Source organism: Agrobacterium sp. (assembly GCF_032092815.1).
Classification (GTDB): Bacteria; Pseudomonadota; Alphaproteobacteria; order Rhizobiales; family Rhizobiaceae; genus Agrobacterium.
In genome coordinates this window covers 47,806-64,005 of sequence record NZ_DAMDBP010000017.1, presented here as the reverse complement: position 1 = coordinate 64,005, position 16,200 = coordinate 47,806, and the positions used below count along the sequence as shown (strand labels likewise).

15 protein-coding genes are annotated in these 16,200 nt (G+C 55.5%); 14 read left to right on the top strand and 1 reads right to left on the bottom strand.

Going from position 1 to position 16,200, the window contains the following annotated elements; all coding sequences use genetic code 11:
* Positions 1-560 precede the first annotated feature (560 nt).
* Entirely contained in the window at positions 561-1,514 is a 954-nt protein-coding gene (gene ftsZ / locus RT613_RS12530) for a cell division protein FtsZ (RefSeq protein ID WP_313615788.1), read from the top strand.
* 62 nt (positions 1,515-1,576) lie between these two features.
* Here ftsZ and RT613_RS12525 read toward each other — a convergent pair whose 3' ends face one another.
* Positions 1,577-2,287: a ribonuclease activity regulator RraA gene (locus RT613_RS12525; protein WP_313615786.1), complete on the bottom strand. Its 711-nt coding sequence runs from the start codon at positions 2,285-2,287 to the stop codon at positions 1,577-1,579.
* Positions 2,288-2,518: 231 nt separating this feature from the next.
* Between RT613_RS12525 and RT613_RS12520 the strand changes: the two genes are divergently transcribed.
* The 13 genes from RT613_RS12520 to RT613_RS12460 all read left to right on the top strand — a co-directional run bounded on the left by RT613_RS12520 (position 2,519) and on the right by RT613_RS12460 (position 16,195).
* On the top strand, positions 2,519-3,307 hold the full coding sequence (locus RT613_RS12520) for a GntR family transcriptional regulator (protein ID WP_313615784.1): 789 nt from the start codon (positions 2,519-2,521) through the stop codon (positions 3,305-3,307).
* 34 nt (positions 3,308-3,341) lie between these two features.
* Positions 3,342-4,457, top strand: coding sequence for a sn-glycerol-3-phosphate ABC transporter ATP-binding protein UgpC (locus RT613_RS12515; RefSeq protein ID WP_313615782.1), 1,116 nt, complete (start codon positions 3,342-3,344; stop codon positions 4,455-4,457).
* On the top strand, positions 4,454-5,383 hold the full coding sequence (locus RT613_RS12510) for a sugar ABC transporter permease (RefSeq protein ID WP_313615780.1): 930 nt from the start codon (positions 4,454-4,456) through the stop codon (positions 5,381-5,383). Before RT613_RS12515 ends, RT613_RS12510 begins: the two co-directional genes overlap by 4 nt.
* A gap of 10 nt (positions 5,384-5,393) precedes the next feature.
* Positions 5,394-6,275, top strand: coding sequence for a carbohydrate ABC transporter permease (locus RT613_RS12505; RefSeq protein ID WP_313615778.1), 882 nt, complete (start codon positions 5,394-5,396; stop codon positions 6,273-6,275).
* Between the two features lie 60 nt (positions 6,276-6,335).
* Entirely contained in the window at positions 6,336-7,865 is a 1,530-nt protein-coding gene (locus RT613_RS12500; RefSeq protein ID WP_313615849.1) for an extracellular solute-binding protein, read from the top strand.
* 70 nt (positions 7,866-7,935) lie between these two features.
* The gene (locus RT613_RS12495; RefSeq protein WP_313615777.1) at positions 7,936-10,266 is read left to right on the top strand and encodes an alginate lyase; all 2,331 of its coding nucleotides are present in this window, start codon (positions 7,936-7,938) and stop codon (positions 10,264-10,266) included.
* 18 nt (positions 10,267-10,284) lie between these two features.
* Positions 10,285-11,034 (top strand): SDR family oxidoreductase, encoded by a 750-nt coding sequence (locus RT613_RS12490; RefSeq protein ID WP_313615775.1) that lies wholly within the window; start codon positions 10,285-10,287, stop codon positions 11,032-11,034.
* A 15-nt stretch (positions 11,035-11,049) separates the two neighbouring features.
* Positions 11,050-12,219, top strand: a complete 1,170-nt coding sequence (locus RT613_RS12485) for an SGNH/GDSL hydrolase family protein (protein ID WP_313615773.1) — start codon at positions 11,050-11,052, stop codon at positions 12,217-12,219.
* The gene (locus RT613_RS12480; protein ID WP_313615771.1) at positions 12,216-13,250 is read left to right on the top strand and encodes a hydroxyacid dehydrogenase; all 1,035 of its coding nucleotides are present in this window, start codon (positions 12,216-12,218) and stop codon (positions 13,248-13,250) included. Before RT613_RS12485 ends, RT613_RS12480 begins: the two co-directional genes overlap by 4 nt.
* On the top strand, positions 13,247-14,032 hold the full coding sequence (locus RT613_RS12475) for a TIM barrel protein (protein ID WP_313615769.1): 786 nt from the start codon (positions 13,247-13,249) through the stop codon (positions 14,030-14,032). Before RT613_RS12480 ends, RT613_RS12475 begins: the two co-directional genes overlap by 4 nt.
* 8 nt (positions 14,033-14,040) lie before the next feature.
* Complete coding sequence (locus RT613_RS12470; RefSeq protein WP_313615767.1) at positions 14,041-15,288, top strand: glucarate dehydratase family protein; 1,248 nt, start codon at positions 14,041-14,043, stop codon at positions 15,286-15,288.
* Positions 15,289-15,443: 155 nt separating this feature from the next.
* On the top strand, positions 15,444-15,647 hold the full coding sequence (locus tag RT613_RS12465) for a cold-shock protein (RefSeq protein ID WP_313615765.1): 204 nt from the start codon (positions 15,444-15,446) through the stop codon (positions 15,645-15,647).
* 74 nt (positions 15,648-15,721) lie between these two features.
* The gene (locus RT613_RS12460; RefSeq protein ID WP_313615763.1) at positions 15,722-16,195 is read left to right on the top strand and encodes a heme-degrading domain-containing protein; all 474 of its coding nucleotides are present in this window, start codon (positions 15,722-15,724) and stop codon (positions 16,193-16,195) included.
* The last annotated feature ends 5 nt before the right edge of the window (positions 16,196-16,200 follow it).

The following is a 16,200-nucleotide window of genomic DNA, read 5'->3' as shown; positions in this document are numbered from 1 at the left end:
TTCGTGTTTACTAATAGCAGGAAATTTGGTGACGCTACAATCAATTTTTTGAGATTTTGAAACCGTCGCGACCAATCCCAGACTTGCCGCGAAATGGCGAAAGAAGACTCGCCAAGGGCATATCTGACGCAGATATATGAACCCGAAAATCAGTTTACCACCCGCAACAGCAAAATAAATTTGCTGTTGTGCTTGCCCGAATCACGAAGCCATCCCGTGCATTGATTCAGCGATGCAAAACCAGGCGACACACATTTTACGGCTTAAAACGGACGAGATTCGATTGCATGATATGCGCGGTCAATCAGCCATTTCAAAGCATTCGACAGGTCGGAAACTGATGTGCGCTGGAAACGAAGTGAGCGACAATTTCGTCGTTCTCATAAGGGTTTGAGCATGGATTACGCACCCTGATATGAGGGCAACCATACCAAATCAGCCGTCGAAAAAGACGAAACGACAAAAGGTTAAACGGCGAATAAATGCACCTCAAATGACATAGTGCAACACTCGCAAATCTGATAGGTGGGGGCACGCATGGAATACAAACGAGGAACAAAATGCAGCATATGAATACCTCCCCGACCGCCCCTAAAATCGCCGTTATTGGCGTTGGTGGCGGCGGCGGCAACGCGATCAACAACATGATCGCGGAGGCTGACTATGGTGTTGATTTTATTGCAGCGAACACCGACGCACAGGCGCTTAAGAACACCGCTGCAAAGCGTTTTATTCAGCTCGGCCCTGAACTGACCGGCGGCCTTGGCGCTGGTGCGGATCCTGCAATCGGACGACAGGCCACCATCGATACCATGGATGAAATCATGGATCATCTTGCTGGCTACGACATGTGTTTTATCACCGCGGGCATGGGTGGTGGAACCGGCACGGGCGGCGCACCTGTCATCGCGCAGGCCTGCAAGGAAAAAGGCATCCTGACCGTCGGCGTTGTCACACTTCCCTTCAGCTTCGAAGGCACCAAGCGCCTCAAGGCTGCCCAGCAGGGCGTGGATGGTCTTTTGGCTGCCGCGGATATCGTCATTGTCATTCCAAACCAGAACCTGCTCAGAATTGCCAATCCCGGAACGACATTCGACAGCGCGTTGAAAATTGCCGACAAGGTCCTGGCGCTTGGTGTGAAATCCATAACCGATCTCATCCTGCGTGACGGCTTGGTCAATCTCGATTTTGCCGACGTGGTCTATGTCATGAAGGGCGGCGGACGCGCCCTGATCGGAACCGCCGAAGCGCGTGGCGAAAACCGTGCATCGCTCGCAGCGGCCGAAGCGATTTCCAATCCGCTGCTTGGCCTGCCGTCTCTCAAACATGCCAAGGGCGCGCTTGTTTCGATATCCGGCGGCCGTGACCTGACGCTTTATGAAATCGATGAAGCGATGACGCTTGTTCGTGAGGCGGTGAGCGAAGAAACCGACGTCGTCATGGGCGCGTCGTTTGACCCGACACTCGAAGGTGCATTCAAGATCTCCGTCGTTGCCACCGGCCTTGAAGACTAAGATCAAAGACATTGTATCAGACCCCGCTCCATTGCGGGGTCTGATAAAGCCGCATTGTCGGCTTACCGCCCGTTTGCCTTTCTCCATTCCGCAAACAGCGCCAGATTGCTCTCATCTGTTGCCGGGTAAAGACCAATGATCGTGTGGCCTTCCTTGACCCGTTCCGTGACAAAATCTTCATAGGCCGTCATCTCAACTGCCTCATCGGCAATCTCGTCAGCAATCTGAGCCGGGATAACGATGACACTGTCGTCGTCGCCCACCATGATATCTCCGGGGAAAACAGCAACATCTCCGCAGCCGATCGGCACATTGATATCGATCGCTTCATGCAGTGTCAGGTTAGTCGGGCTGGATGGCCTGTTGTGATAGGCTGGCATATCCAGTTCACCAATCGTCATCGCATCGCGAAAGCCGCCGTCCGTCACCACCCCTGCACCACCGCGCACCATCAACCGGGTGATCAAGATGTCACCGGCCGAGGCAGCACGCGCATCCTTGCGGCTATCCATCACCAGCACTGACCCTTCCGGGCAGGTTTCGATGGCATGGCGTTGCGGATGTTTTGGGTCGCGAAAAACCGACATCGGATTACGGTCTTCTCGGGCTGGCATGTAGCGCAGCGTAAAGGCTGGCCCCACCATGTTACGACCCTTGGCCCGCACCGGGCGCACATCCTGGATCGTCTGGTTTTTCAGGCCACGTTTGTAGAGCGCCGAGCACAAAGTTGCGACGGATACGCCCATCAGTTTTTCACGGGTTGCCGGGTTCATGGTCATTTCTCGCTGTTCGAACGGTTCATCATCATTTCCGTAAATTGTGCCCATCCGGGCTAAAAAGGCTTTGTAACCAGGGTGTTTGACCCTGTGGATGAAAATGCTGTCGGCAGAAAAGCCGGATGAATTTTGGGCAAGGCGACATCTCCCTCGTCATCACCAGCTTGACTCTCTAAAAAACAACAGATATGTCAAGTTATATTCTGATATCTCAGTTTGGTTATTGATATGTCTAACGCTGTTGAATTTCCATCGCTGCCTTTGTCTGATCTCGTCACGCCGCAAGACTTGCCGGCCGATGGAAACATGACCAACCGCATCCATACGCTGCTTCGCAAACTGATTGTCGAGGTAAAGCTGCTTCCGGGCCGGGCGCTGTCCGAAAAGGAAATCGCCGCACTCTTGCATGTCAGCAAGACGCCGGTACGCGAAGCCATCATCCGGCTTGCGGAAGAAGGTTTTGTCACTGTGGTGCCGCAAGGCGGCACCTATATTTCGCCGATCGATGTGCAGCGTTACATGGAGGCCTGCTTCATCCGGTTCAAACTTGAAGAAGGCGCCGTCATCGAAGCGACCAAACGGCATTCACTTGAAGATATCGCACGGCTGAAAACCTGTATTTCCCAGCAGCGCACTGCGGCGGAAGACGAGGAATTCACCGATTTCTTCCTGCTGGATGAAGAGTTTCACCGCACAATTTTCACTGCTGCCCGTCTGCCCGGCGCATGGAGCGTTGTTAATCAGGCAAAGGGTGAAATGGACCGCATGCGCCACCTGAAACGGGTGTTTGCTGTCCGGCGCACCGAAAAGGTGATCGAAGAACACGAAGCGATCGTGAATGCCATCGAGTCCGGCAATGTCGAAGCGGCACGTGATGCCGTTCAGTGCCATCTGGGATCGTTGGAATCGAAGATCGCAGAGCTCTCCAAAAACCCCAAAATCTGGACCTTCATCGAGCAGGTCAACACGCGCGTCACCAGAAAGCGCGTGTCACGAGGAGCCAAGGCCCCTGCCTGACTGAACATTCAAGGCTTTTGAGGAGGGGCCTTTCATGTCCGCAGTTCAAATTAATGATGTCGTCAAGCGCTACGGCGCCCTTGAAGTTGTGCATGGTATCAATCTTTCCATTCAGCCGCAGGAATTCGTGGTCCTCGTTGGACCTTCGGGATGCGGAAAATCAACGACCTTGCGCATGCTCGCCGGATTGGAAGACATCTCTGACGGCACCGTCTCCATCGATGGCCGCGTGGTCAACAAGATCGCGCCGAAAGACCGCGATGTCGCCATGGTGTTTCAGAACTATGCGCTTTACCCGCATCTGAACGTGGCAGAAAACATTGCCTTCGGCCTGCGCGTCAGGGGCGAGAAAAAGGATGTGGTGGAAAAGGCTGTTGCCGAAGCCGCCCAGATCCTCGGCCTGACCGACTATCTGAAACGCAAGCCCGCCGACCTCTCGGGTGGCCAGCGCCAGCGTGTCGCCATGGGCCGTGCCATTGTGCGTCGTCCCAAGATTTTCCTGTTCGATGAACCCCTGTCGAACCTTGATGCCAAGCTGCGCACTCACATGCGCGCAGAGATCAAGCTGCTGCACAAGCGCATGCAGGCCACCAGTGTCTATGTGACCCACGACCAGGTCGAGGCGATGACGCTCGCGGACCGTATCGTCATCATGAATGGCGGAAATATCGAGCAGGTTGGCTCGCCCATGGAAGTGTTCCTTGAGCCGGCCAACACCTTTGTTGCAAGTTTCATCGGCTCACCGCCCATGAACCTTTTTGATGCGGTGATCGAAAAGCGGGACGGCGTTACCAAGGCTGTTATTGCAGGTGGTTCAGGCCAAGGCCTGACGATCCCTGACGCGTTTGCGAAAAACGCGACAGAGGGTCAATCCGTCAAGCTCGGTATTCGCCCCGAAATCATGTCGGTCAGGTCAGGAGAGCAGGCTGAAGTGCTGAATTGCACCATTGATCTGGTGGAGCCTCTTGGCGCAGAAGCCCTGTTGCACGGCAAGATCAATGGCCAGTCCTTTATCGCCAAGGCAGAAACGCTTTATGCCGATCACGCGCTCAATGGCATTTCCCAACTTGGCATCGACACAAGCCGCGTTCACGTCTTCGATGCAGCCAGCGGCCGTTCGCTCAAGGTGGCAAGCGGGGCGCGGTCATGAAACAGTATTTTCAGGAAAGCCTGCATGATCTCTATGAGGATCTGCGTCGCGACTGGCAGCTTTATTTGCTGCTTGCTCCGCTGGCCATCTGGTTTGCGCTGTTTCTCTACAAACCCATGTATGGCCTGATCATCGCCTTTCAGGATTTTTCGATCTTTCGCGGTATCGAAAAAAGCCCCTTTGTCGGCTTTGCAAACTTCGTGGAGCTTTTCCAGAATGACATGTTTGTGCGTGCCTTCTGGAACACCATCACCATCAGTGGCCTCGGCCTGATATTTGCGTTTCCCGTGCCGATCATCCTCGCGCTGATGTTCAACGAAGTGCAGAACGAGGTTGGCAAACGCTGGGCGCAGACCATCGTCTACCTGCCGCACTTCATATCAGTGGTGATCGTTGCCGGTATCGTCATCAACTTCCTGTCGCCCTCCATCGGCATCGTCAACATCCTGCTGAAAGCGATTGGTCTGGAGCCGATCTACTTCCTCACCCAACCCGAGTGGTTCCGACCCGTCTTTATCGGCTCATCGGTGTGGAAAGAAGCCGGTTTCGAGTCGATCGTGTATCTCGCCGCCATCGCTGGCGTCAGCCCGACACTTTACGAATCCGCACGGGTTGACGGTGCCTCGCGCTGGCAGATGATGTGGCGCATCACCCTGCCCTGCATCCTGCCGACAATCGTCATCATGCTGATCATCCGAATTGGCAATCTGGTCGAGGTCGGTTTCGAATACATCATTCTTCTCTACCGCCCATCCACCTACGAGACCGCCGATGTTGTCTCGACCTTCATCTACCGCACGGGCCTTCAAGGCACACAGTACGATCTGGCCACGGCCGCCGGACTGTTCAATGCGGTAATCGCCTTCGTCCTCGTCTATTCGGCAAACCGCATCAGCCGAAAAGTCTCGTCGACGTCACTCTGGTGAGGAGCTGAAGATGGCTAGTTTCAATCTCTATTCCCGTGGCGACAAGATCTTTGGCTGGGCCAATGCCATTCTTCTGGGTCTGTTTGTCCTGTCGACACTCTACCCCTTCATCTATGTGGCCGCCGTTTCCATTTCGTCGGGTGCAGCGGTGACCGCCGGTCGCGTGACCTTGTGGCCGGTAGATGTAACGCTCGCAGCCTATGAACATGTGCTGTCCGACAGAATGTTCTGGATCGCCTACGGCAACACATTCATCTACACATTCGGCGGCACGTTCATGAGCCTGCTGATCATGATCCCAGGCGCCTATGCCCTGTCGCGCAAACGCCTGCGCGGCCGGACCTTCTTCAACATCGCCATTGCTTTTACGCTTTGGTTCCATGCCGGCATGATCCCGTTCTTCCTGAACATGCGCGATCTTGGTCTGCTGGACAGCCGCTTTGGTATCATCATCGGTTTTGCCGCAAGCGCCTTCAACGTCATCCTCTTGCGCAATTTCTTCGAGGCGGTGCCAAAATCCTTCGAGGAAGCCGCCAAGATGGACGGCGCCAGTGAACTTCAACTGCTCTGGAAAGTGTTCATTCCACTGTCCAAACCGGCCATCGTTACCGTCGCGCTATTTTGCGTCGTCTCGCGCTGGAACGGTTATTTCTGGGCCATGGTGCTGTTGCGCGGCGAAGAAAAAATCCCACTGCAGGTCTATCTGAAACGCGTCATCGTCGACCTCAATTCAAACGACGAATTCGCCTCTAGCCTGCTGACCGCCAATTATTCATTCGAGACGGTCACCTCAGCAATCATGATCGCGTCGATCATCCCCGTCCTCATCATTTACCCCTACGCGCAGAAGTATTTCACCAAAGGAATTCTGCTGGGCGGAGTGAAAGAGTAGCAGCACAAGGGAGGAGAACCTGTGAGAAAACTACGAAAAGGCACGCCCCTTCTGGCGTTGATGACAGCAGCAACACTGGCCTTGCCGGCCTTGGCGCAGGATACCGGCAAGATATCCGAAGACCCACTGGAACTGACCATCCACTTTCACTTCCGTGACAAATACGTCTATTCGGAGAAGTGGCCGGTCGAGCAGAAGGCAGCCGAGATTACCAACATCCACGTCCGCAATGTCGCGTCACTGGCGACAACCAGCAGCCGGGATGCCTTTAATCTGCTGATCGCATCGGGTGATCTACCTGACATCATCGGTGGCGATGCCTCCGGTGGCCTGAAGGAAGATTTTATCCGCTACGGGCTGGAAGGTGCGTTCGTTCCGCTTGATGACCTGATCGAAGAACATGCCCCCAATCTCAAGGCATTCTTTGACAGCCACAAGGACATTCGCAACGCGATTTCCGGACCGGATGGCAAGCTCTACTTCATTCCTTACGTTCCAGATGGCAAATATTCGCGCGGCTGGTTCATTCGCCAGGATTGGCTCGACAAGCTCGGACTGAAACAGCCGGAAACGCCTGAGGAAGTCTACGAGGTCCTTAAAGCCTTCCGCGACAAGGATCCGAACGGCAACGGCAAGAAGGATGAAGTTCCTTACTTCGCCCGTGAACCGATCGATGCCGTTCGCCTGATCAATCTCTGGGATGCACGCGTGTCAGGGTCTGAGCGTTATGGCGACTTCGCCGTCTATGATGGCCAGCTTCGCCACCCCTGGGCAGAGGAAAACTACAAGACCGGCATTTCAAACGTTGCCAAGTGGTACAAGGAAGGCCTGATCGACAAGGAAATCTTCACCCGTGGTTCTCGCTCGCGCGAATATCTGCTGGGCAATGACCTTGGCGGCATGACCCACGACTGGTTTGCCAGCACATCGACCTATAACGACGCCCTGTCGCCAAAGATCGAAGGTTTTGCGCTGAAGCCGATGCTGCCACCAAAATCGGCGTCTGGCGAACGGTTTGAAGACGCAAGACGCTTGCGTGTTCAGCCGGTTGGCTGGGCCATTTCCGCCACCAACGAGCACCCGGTCGAAACGATCAAATATTTCGACTTCTGGTTCTCCCAGCAGGGACGCATCCTGTCGAACTTCGGTGTTGAAGGCCTGACCTATGAGATGGTCGACGGCAAACCGCAGTTCAAAAAGGAAGTTCTTGAAAACAAGGACCCGGTCAATGCCCAGCTCTGGGCCGTTGGTGCTCAGGTGCCGCGCGGCTACTGGATGGACTATGAATATGAACGCCAGTGGACCAACAAGATCGCGCTTGAAGGCATCGATATGTACGACAAGTGCAATTGCCTCAAGGACGAGTTCATGGGCGTGTCGTTGAACGCCGAGGAAAAAGCCACCTTCGACCGCTACTGGCCAAGCATTCTGACATATATGACAGAAATGCAGCAGACCTGGGTGCTGGGCGCCCAGGATGTCGACACCGGCTGGGACGCTTACAAAAAGCGGCTGACCGCACTCGGTTACGACGAAGTCATCAAGATGATGCAGTCGGCCTACGACCGCCAATACAAGTCTGCACAATAAACTTCTGATCGTGATGGCGGCCCTGTCGCCGCCATCCTTTTCCCCATATTTTTAAAGGAGTTAGAGCGCGATGCGTCCCTCTTCCTCGGCCCTTGCCAAACAAGCTCATCTCGATGAACCCCGTCCGGGCTCTCTGACCATTGGTTACGTGCCGAGCGAGCAAACACCACCCACCGAAAATCCACCGCGTTTTTCCTGGCTTCCCGATATTGATGATGGCGCGCGTTATGTGCTGCGCATTTCCACAGACTCGGATTTTTCTGACGCGAAAACAACGATCTTTGAAGATCTCGCATGGAATTTTTTCACCCCCGATGAAGCCCTGCCGCAGGGCAGTTATCACTGGTGTTACGCATTGTGGGACCAGAAGGGTGCAAGACCGGCATCCAACTGGAGCACGACACGCCGTTTTGAAATCACCGCCGCACTGCCCAAAACGCCCGTGCCGGCAAGAGCGCAGCGACATGCCGCCGCGCATATGAGCCATCCAAGGCTGTGGCTGAACCCTGACCAGTTAAAGTCTTTTTCCGACGCCGTGGCCAAAGACCCCAACCATTGCGGATGGTCGGATTTCTTCGAAAAATCCGTCAAACCCTGGCTGGACCGGCCAATCATGCCGGAACCCAAACCCTATCCCAACAATATCCGCGTCGCGACGCTGTGGCGGCAGATGTATATTGACTGCCAGGAAGTGATTTACGCCATTCGCCACCTGGCAATCGCAGGCCGGGTGCTGGGGCGGGACGATCTCCTCAACAGGTCGCGCGACTGGTTGCTGGCGGTGGCTGCCTGGGATCCGACCGGACCGACGTCTCGTGCCTATAATGACGAAGCCGGTTTCCGTGTGGTGGTCGCACTCGCCTGGGGATATGACTGGCTTTACGATCATCTGACGGAAGACGAACGTCAGACGGTCAAATCCGTTCTGCTGCGCCGGACACGCGAGGTGGCAGACCATGTCATTGCCCACGCACGTATCCACGTTTTCCCCTATGACAGCCATGCGGTGCGCTCACTGTCAGCAGTGCTCACCCCTGCCTGTATCTCGCTTCTGGGAGAAGACGACGACGCCAGCGAATGGCTCGATTATACCGTGGAATTCCTTTCCACGCTTTATTCCCCTTGGGCCGGCACGGATGGCGGCTGGGCTGAAGGTCCCCATTACTGGATGACCGGCATGGCTTACCTCATCGAGGCGGCCAACCTGATCCGCTCCTATATTGGTTACGATCTCTACCAGCGCCCATTCTTCCAGAATACCGGCCGGTTCCCGCTTTACACCAAGGCACCGGGCACGCGCCGCGCCAATTTTGGTGACGATTCCACCATGGGCGATCTGCCCGGACTGAAGGTTGGTTACAATGTCCGCCAGTTCGCTGGCGTCACCGGCAATGGCCATTACCAGTGGTATTTTGATCGCATCAAGCAGGATGCCACCGGCACTGAAATGGCCTTTTACAATTACGGTTGGTGGGATCTCAATTTCGACGACCTCGTCTACCGCCACGACTACAAGCCGGTGGAACCCCAATCACCAAACGACCTGCCATCCCTGGCCGTGTTCGATGATATCGGCTGGGTGACCATTCAAAAGCATATGGAAGATCCGGATCGCCATCTGCAATTCGTTTTTAAATCAAGCCCTTACGGTTCGCTCAGCCACAGCCATGGTGATCAGAACGCCTTTGTTCTCTATGCCTATGGTGAGGATCTCGCCATCCAGTCCGGGTATTACGTTGCCTTCAATTCACAGATGCATGTGAACTGGCGTAGACAGACACGGTCAAAAAATGCCGTGCTGATCGGTGGCAAGGGGCAATATGCCGATAAGGACAAGGCACTGGCCCGCCGCGCCGCCGGTCGTGTGGTGTCCGTTGAGGAAAAGCCGGGCCATATCCGTATCCTTGGAGACGCAACCGCCGCTTATCAGGTGGCAAACCCGCTGGTTCGCAAGGCCGAACGCGAAATGCATTTCGTCAACGACAGCTATTTCGTGATTGTTGATGATGTGGAATGCGCTGAACCGCAGGAACTGCAGTGGCTTTGCCACACATTGGGCGCGCCGCAGGTCGGACGATCCAGCTTCCGCTACACCGGCAAAAAGGCGGGTTTTTATGGACAGTTCGTCTATTCCTCCGCCGGCGCACCACAGATCACCGCCGTTGAAGGTTTTCCAGACATCGATCCTGCGGAATTTGAAGGGCTCGATATCCAGCACCATGTCTGCACGACCGTACCGGCCGCGACACGGCATCGTCTGGTCACCCTTCTCGTTCCCTACAGCCTGAACGAACCGAAACGGATATTCAACTTCATCGATGATCAGGGTTTTTCGACCGACATCTATTTCAGCGATGTCGACGATGAGCGGTTCAAACTTTCCCTTCCCAAGCAATTCTAATCAATGCGAGGTTTTCAAATGCAACGTTTCACCAACAAAACTGTCATCGTCGCTGGTGCCGGCCGGGATATCGGCCGCGCATGCGCTATCCGTTTTGCACAGGAAGGCGCCAATGTGGTGCTGACCTATAATGGTGCCGCTGACGGCGCTGCCACGGCTGTCGCGGAGATCGAAAAGCTCGGTCGCTCCGCACTTGCCATCAAGGCAGATCTGACCAACGCATCCGAGGTCGAGGCTGCAATCTCTGCTGCGTCCAACAAGTTCGGCGAAATTCATGGTCTGGTGCATGTGGCAGGTGGCCTGATCGCCCGGAAGTCTCTGGCCGAGATGGACGAGGCCTTCTGGCATCAGGTACTCGACGTCAACCTGACCTCGCTTTTCCTGATCACCAAGGCAGCCGTGCCAAAAATGGCAAAGGGCGGCGCCATCGTTACCTTCTCATCGCAGGCCGGCCGCGATGGCGGTGGTCCAGGCGCGCTCGCTTACGCGACATCCAAGGGTGCCGTGATGACCTTCACACGCGGTCTTGCCAAGGAAACCGGTCCGAATATTCGCGTCAATGCGGTTTGCCCTGGCATGATCTCCACCACCTTCCATGACACCTTCACCAAACCGGAGGTCCGTGAACGGGTGGCTGGTGCAACGGCCATGAAGCGGGAAGGATCAAGCGAGGATGTTGCCGGTCTGGTGGCGTTTCTGGCTTCTGACGATGCCGCTTACATCACCGGCGCCTGCTACGACATCAATGGCGGCGTTCTGTTCTCCTGACATCCAGGTAAAACCATGTCCGTATCGTTACCAAGGGCGAGCAGAATTGCCATTCTTGGCACATCGCTCGTCCAGCAAAACCACATTGGCGACATACAGTCACTTGCCACATCGGCACGTGGCTGGATGAGCTGGGCTGAGGTGTTGTCGCATGGCAGACTCAGTTGCCCGGTCCATCACGATCCATCCGTGCTGTCTGGCTGGGAACCGAGCAACAGGCCGGGCATCAGCCGGTTTTTCCGTGGCCTGAATTTCGGGGTTTCCGGCCAAAAGGCAATCGAGATCGAGCGCCGGTTGCCACTGTTGTTGCAATCGGATTTCGACCTGATCCTTGTCGATGCCGGCACCAACGACATGATGGTGGAAACACGCCAGACGATTGCGGACACCAGGGCAAGAATTGCCTCCGCCCTACTTGCGGCAGGCAAAACTGTCATCCTTTTGCCGATACTTGCCCGAGGTGTCGGCAAATGGCCTGCGGGTGGTGCAGAACGGGCAAAGGCACATTGGATCAATCGGCAGGGCATCGAGTTTGCCGCAAGCCACGCCAACTGCCACGTCTTTGACTGGAACGCGGCTTGGGTCGATCCGGAGAATGAGTTTGGCGAACCACATGACGGTTATTCCGATGACGGAACACATTTTGCGGTAACAGGTGCATTTGCTATCGGACAACAGCTTGCCGCCTATCTTGAAACCATCGTGCCCCGTGCGACGGATCGCATAGTGCCGCGCGATGATCGTTTCGATCCCATAAACAATCCAACAGGCAATCTGGCGTCGGAATTATCGGCGCGGACACAGGCGGATAAGACGGAGCAAAATCACCGCCTTGGCGGGCAGTTGATCCATCCGGGCACAGGTGTCTGGATCGAGGCGATTTGTGATGTCGATGTGCCAGCACATAACGGCGTGCTTGGACTTTCCCTGAGATTAAAAGATACCGCAGAGGACGGACTGCAAACCACGGCACTTGCACCATTTCGCGGCCCGGATGGCACGCTGTTTCCTTTCCCGGCCACCGATTGGAGGGGTGCGTTGAGAACTCCGCCGCTGAAACTGCGGCAGGGCAAGACACCACCTGAACTTTATCTCGACGTGATCCTGAAACCGGGTTCTGCGCCCTTGGAGGTAACACTTAACCGCATTGATATCAGGCCTGTTTCAAGTCCGGTGCGTGCATGACACAGCACCGGACGAAACCGAAACTGCTGATTGCCATGCGCGACGAACTGCCCGAAGGATTTTTCGGGGAAGACGAATGGGCACGGCTCAACGCCGTGACAGATATTATTCCCGGTTTCCCGTTTACGGATTTCGACAGTCCTGCCGGTGCCAAAGCGCTTGAAAAAGCAGATATTCTTCTTGCGGCCTGGGGAACACCGTCGCTGACAAAAGAACGGCTGTCACGAGCGCCGAAGCTGAAAATGCTCGCCTATGCTGCATCTTCGGTTCGTGTGGTAGCGCCAAAGGAATTCTGGGACACGTCAGATATTCTGGTAACGACGGCGGCCTCTGCCATGGCCCTGCCGGTGGCCGAATTTACCTATGCGGCAATCATCCTGTCCGGCAAGGACATGTTTCGCCTGCGCGATGAACACCGGGCCGAGCGTGGCACCGGTGGTTTTGGCAGCCGGCGCGGCATGAACCAGCCCTGGCTTGGCAATCATCGCCGCAAGGTCGGCATTGTTGGTGCGTCACGCATCGGGCGGCTGGTGATAGACCTGCTTAAAAGCGGCACGTTCGATATTGCCGTCTACGACCCTTACCTTTCTGCCGATGAAGCCGCAGCGCTGGGTGCCACAAAAATGGAGCTGCACCCGCTTCTCGCCTGGTCGGATGTGGTTTCCCTGCATGCGCCGATCCTGCCGGAAACACACCATATGATTGGTGCCCGCGAACTCGCGCTGATGCCTGATCATGCGATTTTCATCAACACGGCACGCGGCTGGCTGGTCGACCATGCGGCATTATTATCGGGGGCGCAATCCGGGCGCCTGCGTATTCTGATCGACACGCCAGAACCCGAACCTTTGCCGGTCGACAGCCCGTTTTACGATCTGCCCAATGTCGTGCTCACACCGCATATTGCTGGTGCGCTGGGCAATGAACTGCGTGCACTTGCCGATGTTGCCATCACTGAAATTGAACGTTTCGTCGCGGGTCTTTCCCCGCTCTACCCCGTCCACAAACAGGATATGGAGCGTATGGCATGAGCGCGTTTGATTATAGTTTTTCGACACTCGGCTGCTCAGAGCTGAATATGCGCGAAACCGCTGATCTGGCACAGCGCCATGGCATCCGATGCGTGGAATTGCGGGCTCTTTCCGGCTCCGTTGATCTGATTGCAGCACTTGAAGCTGAGTTTGGAGGCCCTTCGAAATTTGCGACCTTTCTTGAAAACCGCGATCTCAAGGTCGTGGCTCTCAATACATCGGTCCGCTTGTTTGAAAGCACTGATCTTTCAGCCCTTGAGCCATTTATTGCCTGGGCGGAGGCCGCTGGCGCGACACATCTCAGGATTTTCGACGGCGGCAAGCAGTTAACCACCGAAGACATGACACGCGGCGCTGCGCTGCTTGATCAATGGCAGAGATCGCGGCAATCCCGTGGGCTCAATGTCGATCTGATGATTGAGACCCATGATGCGCTGGCCGATGCCGGGCAACTGACTGCCTTCATCCGGCAGGTGCCGAGTGCGCGGATATTATGGGACACCCATCACACCTGGGCCAAGGGATCTGATCTCAAGACCCTGTGGCACGTGATCGCCGCCAATGTCGTTCATCTGCATGTCAAGGACAGTAAGATGGGAGACGACGGGCGACGCCATTACGTGCTTCCCGGCCAGGGTGATTTTCCGATGGCGGAACTGATCGCAGCACTTGCGCCAACTGACCAACACCTTCCTCTCAGTCTCGAATGGGAACGCCACTGGCATCCCGAACTGCCACCTCTGGATGACGCGCTGACTGCAGCACGCACCTGGTGGCGATAGGAGTTTTTATGCGGATCGCAGAAATCCATCTCACACCCGTTGCCATTCCCGACAAACCTTTGCTGAACTGCAAGGGGGTCCATCAACCGCACGCGCTTAGAACCGTGATCGAGGTCATTTGTGATGACGGAACGGTTGGGCTGGGCGAAAGCTACGGAAGCATCAAGGCCTTGCAAGGGCTGAGAAAAGCGGCTCCCGCACTGATTGGCCTTGATCCTTTTCATCTCCACGCGCTGAAAGCGCGGGTGATTGCTGCATTGCCCGGTGGCGGTGGCATCAACGCAAAATCAGCGGTGGCCGATCACAAGCTGACGGATGTGGTGGCATCGGCCTTTGAAGTTCCGTGCCTCGACATCCAGGGTAAATTACTGGGTCGACCGGTGGTAGACTTGCTCGGTGGCGCGGTTCGTGACGAAGTTCCCTTCAGCGCCTATCTGTTTTTCAAATTTGCCGGTCATATCGGCGAAGCGCCTGATGAATGGGGCGAGGTTCTGACACCTGACCAGATGGTTGGCGAAGCACGCAAGATGGTCGACACCTATGGTTTTCAGTCGCTGAAACTGAAAGGCGGCGTTCTGCACCCCGATCTCGAAATCGAGACGATGTTGAAGCTGCGCGACGCCTTTCCAGATCACCCCTTGCGGATTGATCCCAATGGCGGCTGGACGGTCGATACGGCCATCTACATGGCCCGTAAACTGGAAGGTGTTCTGGAATACCTCGAAGACCCCGTCATCGGCATGGACCAGATGGCACAAGTGGCATCCGCCACGTCGATCCCTCTGGCGACCAACATGATCGTGCTGGAGTTTGACCAGATCGCGGAAGCCTTCCGCAAAAACGCCGTGCAAATCGTTTTGTCGGATCATCATTACTGGGGTGGCCTGCGGGCCTCGGCCCATCTCGGCAAAATCTGCGAAACATTGGGGCTTGGCGTGTCGATGCACTCCAACTCGCATCTCGGCATTACCCTTGCCGCCATGACCCATGTGGCCGCAGCAACGCCCAATCTCAGCTATGATTGCGATACCCACTACCCATGGACGGGAGTTGATGTCATCGAAGGGTCACCCTTCACCTTTGAGAGCGGCAAACTGACTGTACCAAAAGGCCCTGGGTTGGCTGTCTCGCTCGATCGGCAAAAACTCGCCAATCTTGCGGCGCTTTATGAGGCGACGGCGATGAAGGAACGCGACGATACCGCCTATATGAAGCGGTTCGACCCCACCTATGAACGGCGTGTGCCGCGCTGGTAAGCCGTTTCGGGAGCTCAATGTCCGCTCTGCTTGCATTTTAGTAGAAGAAGCAGCGTCTATTCTTGTTAAACCGTTGGAAACAGGTTGCGATCTTCATCATAGATGCATAATCTCCCGCGGCGGCATCAAGGCCGTCATTATTTACGGGGATATACATGGCCACTGGCACAGTAAAGTTTTTCAATCAAGACAAGGGTTTTGGTTTCATCACGCCTGACAACGGCGGCGTTGACGTGTTCGTTCACATCTCGGCAGTTCAGAGCTCCAATCCGCTTCGCGACGGACAGAAGGTAAGCTACGAGATTGGTCAGGACCGCAAGACCGGTAAGTCCAAGGCTGAAAACGTTATCCCTGGTTGATAGCGAAATTCACCGTGTGGCGGTTTTAAACTGCCACACGGATGCCGCTGCCAATGACGATCCGGGGGGACTTCATGACGTCGCATGCACCAACGCTTTCGGAACTGCTGGCAGAGCAGGAACGATTGCAGCTTTCGCATTTCGATTATGATGTTGCCTGGCAGCTTGGTGTAAAAATTCGGACGCGTGCAGTCGCAGCCCGGCTGCCGATTGCCATCGAAGTTCGTCACGGAAATGATGTGGTATTTGCAACCCTGTTGCCAGGTGCCACGATCGACAACTTCAATTGGGCACGCCGCAAATGCGCGGTGGTACACCGCTTCCACAAAAGTTCGCTCTATATGCGATTGATGGCCGAGGAAAAGGGCTACAATCTCAACGAACGTTTTGCCTTGCCCATTCTTGACTTCGCCCCATCAGGTGGCGCTTTGCCCCTGCTCCTCAAAAATGGCCTTTTCGTCGGCTCCGTTGCCGTTAGCGGGCTTCCCGATGTAGATGACCACAGGCTTGCCGCCGACAGCATCGCCGAACTCGCTGAGCTGCTATAACAGCG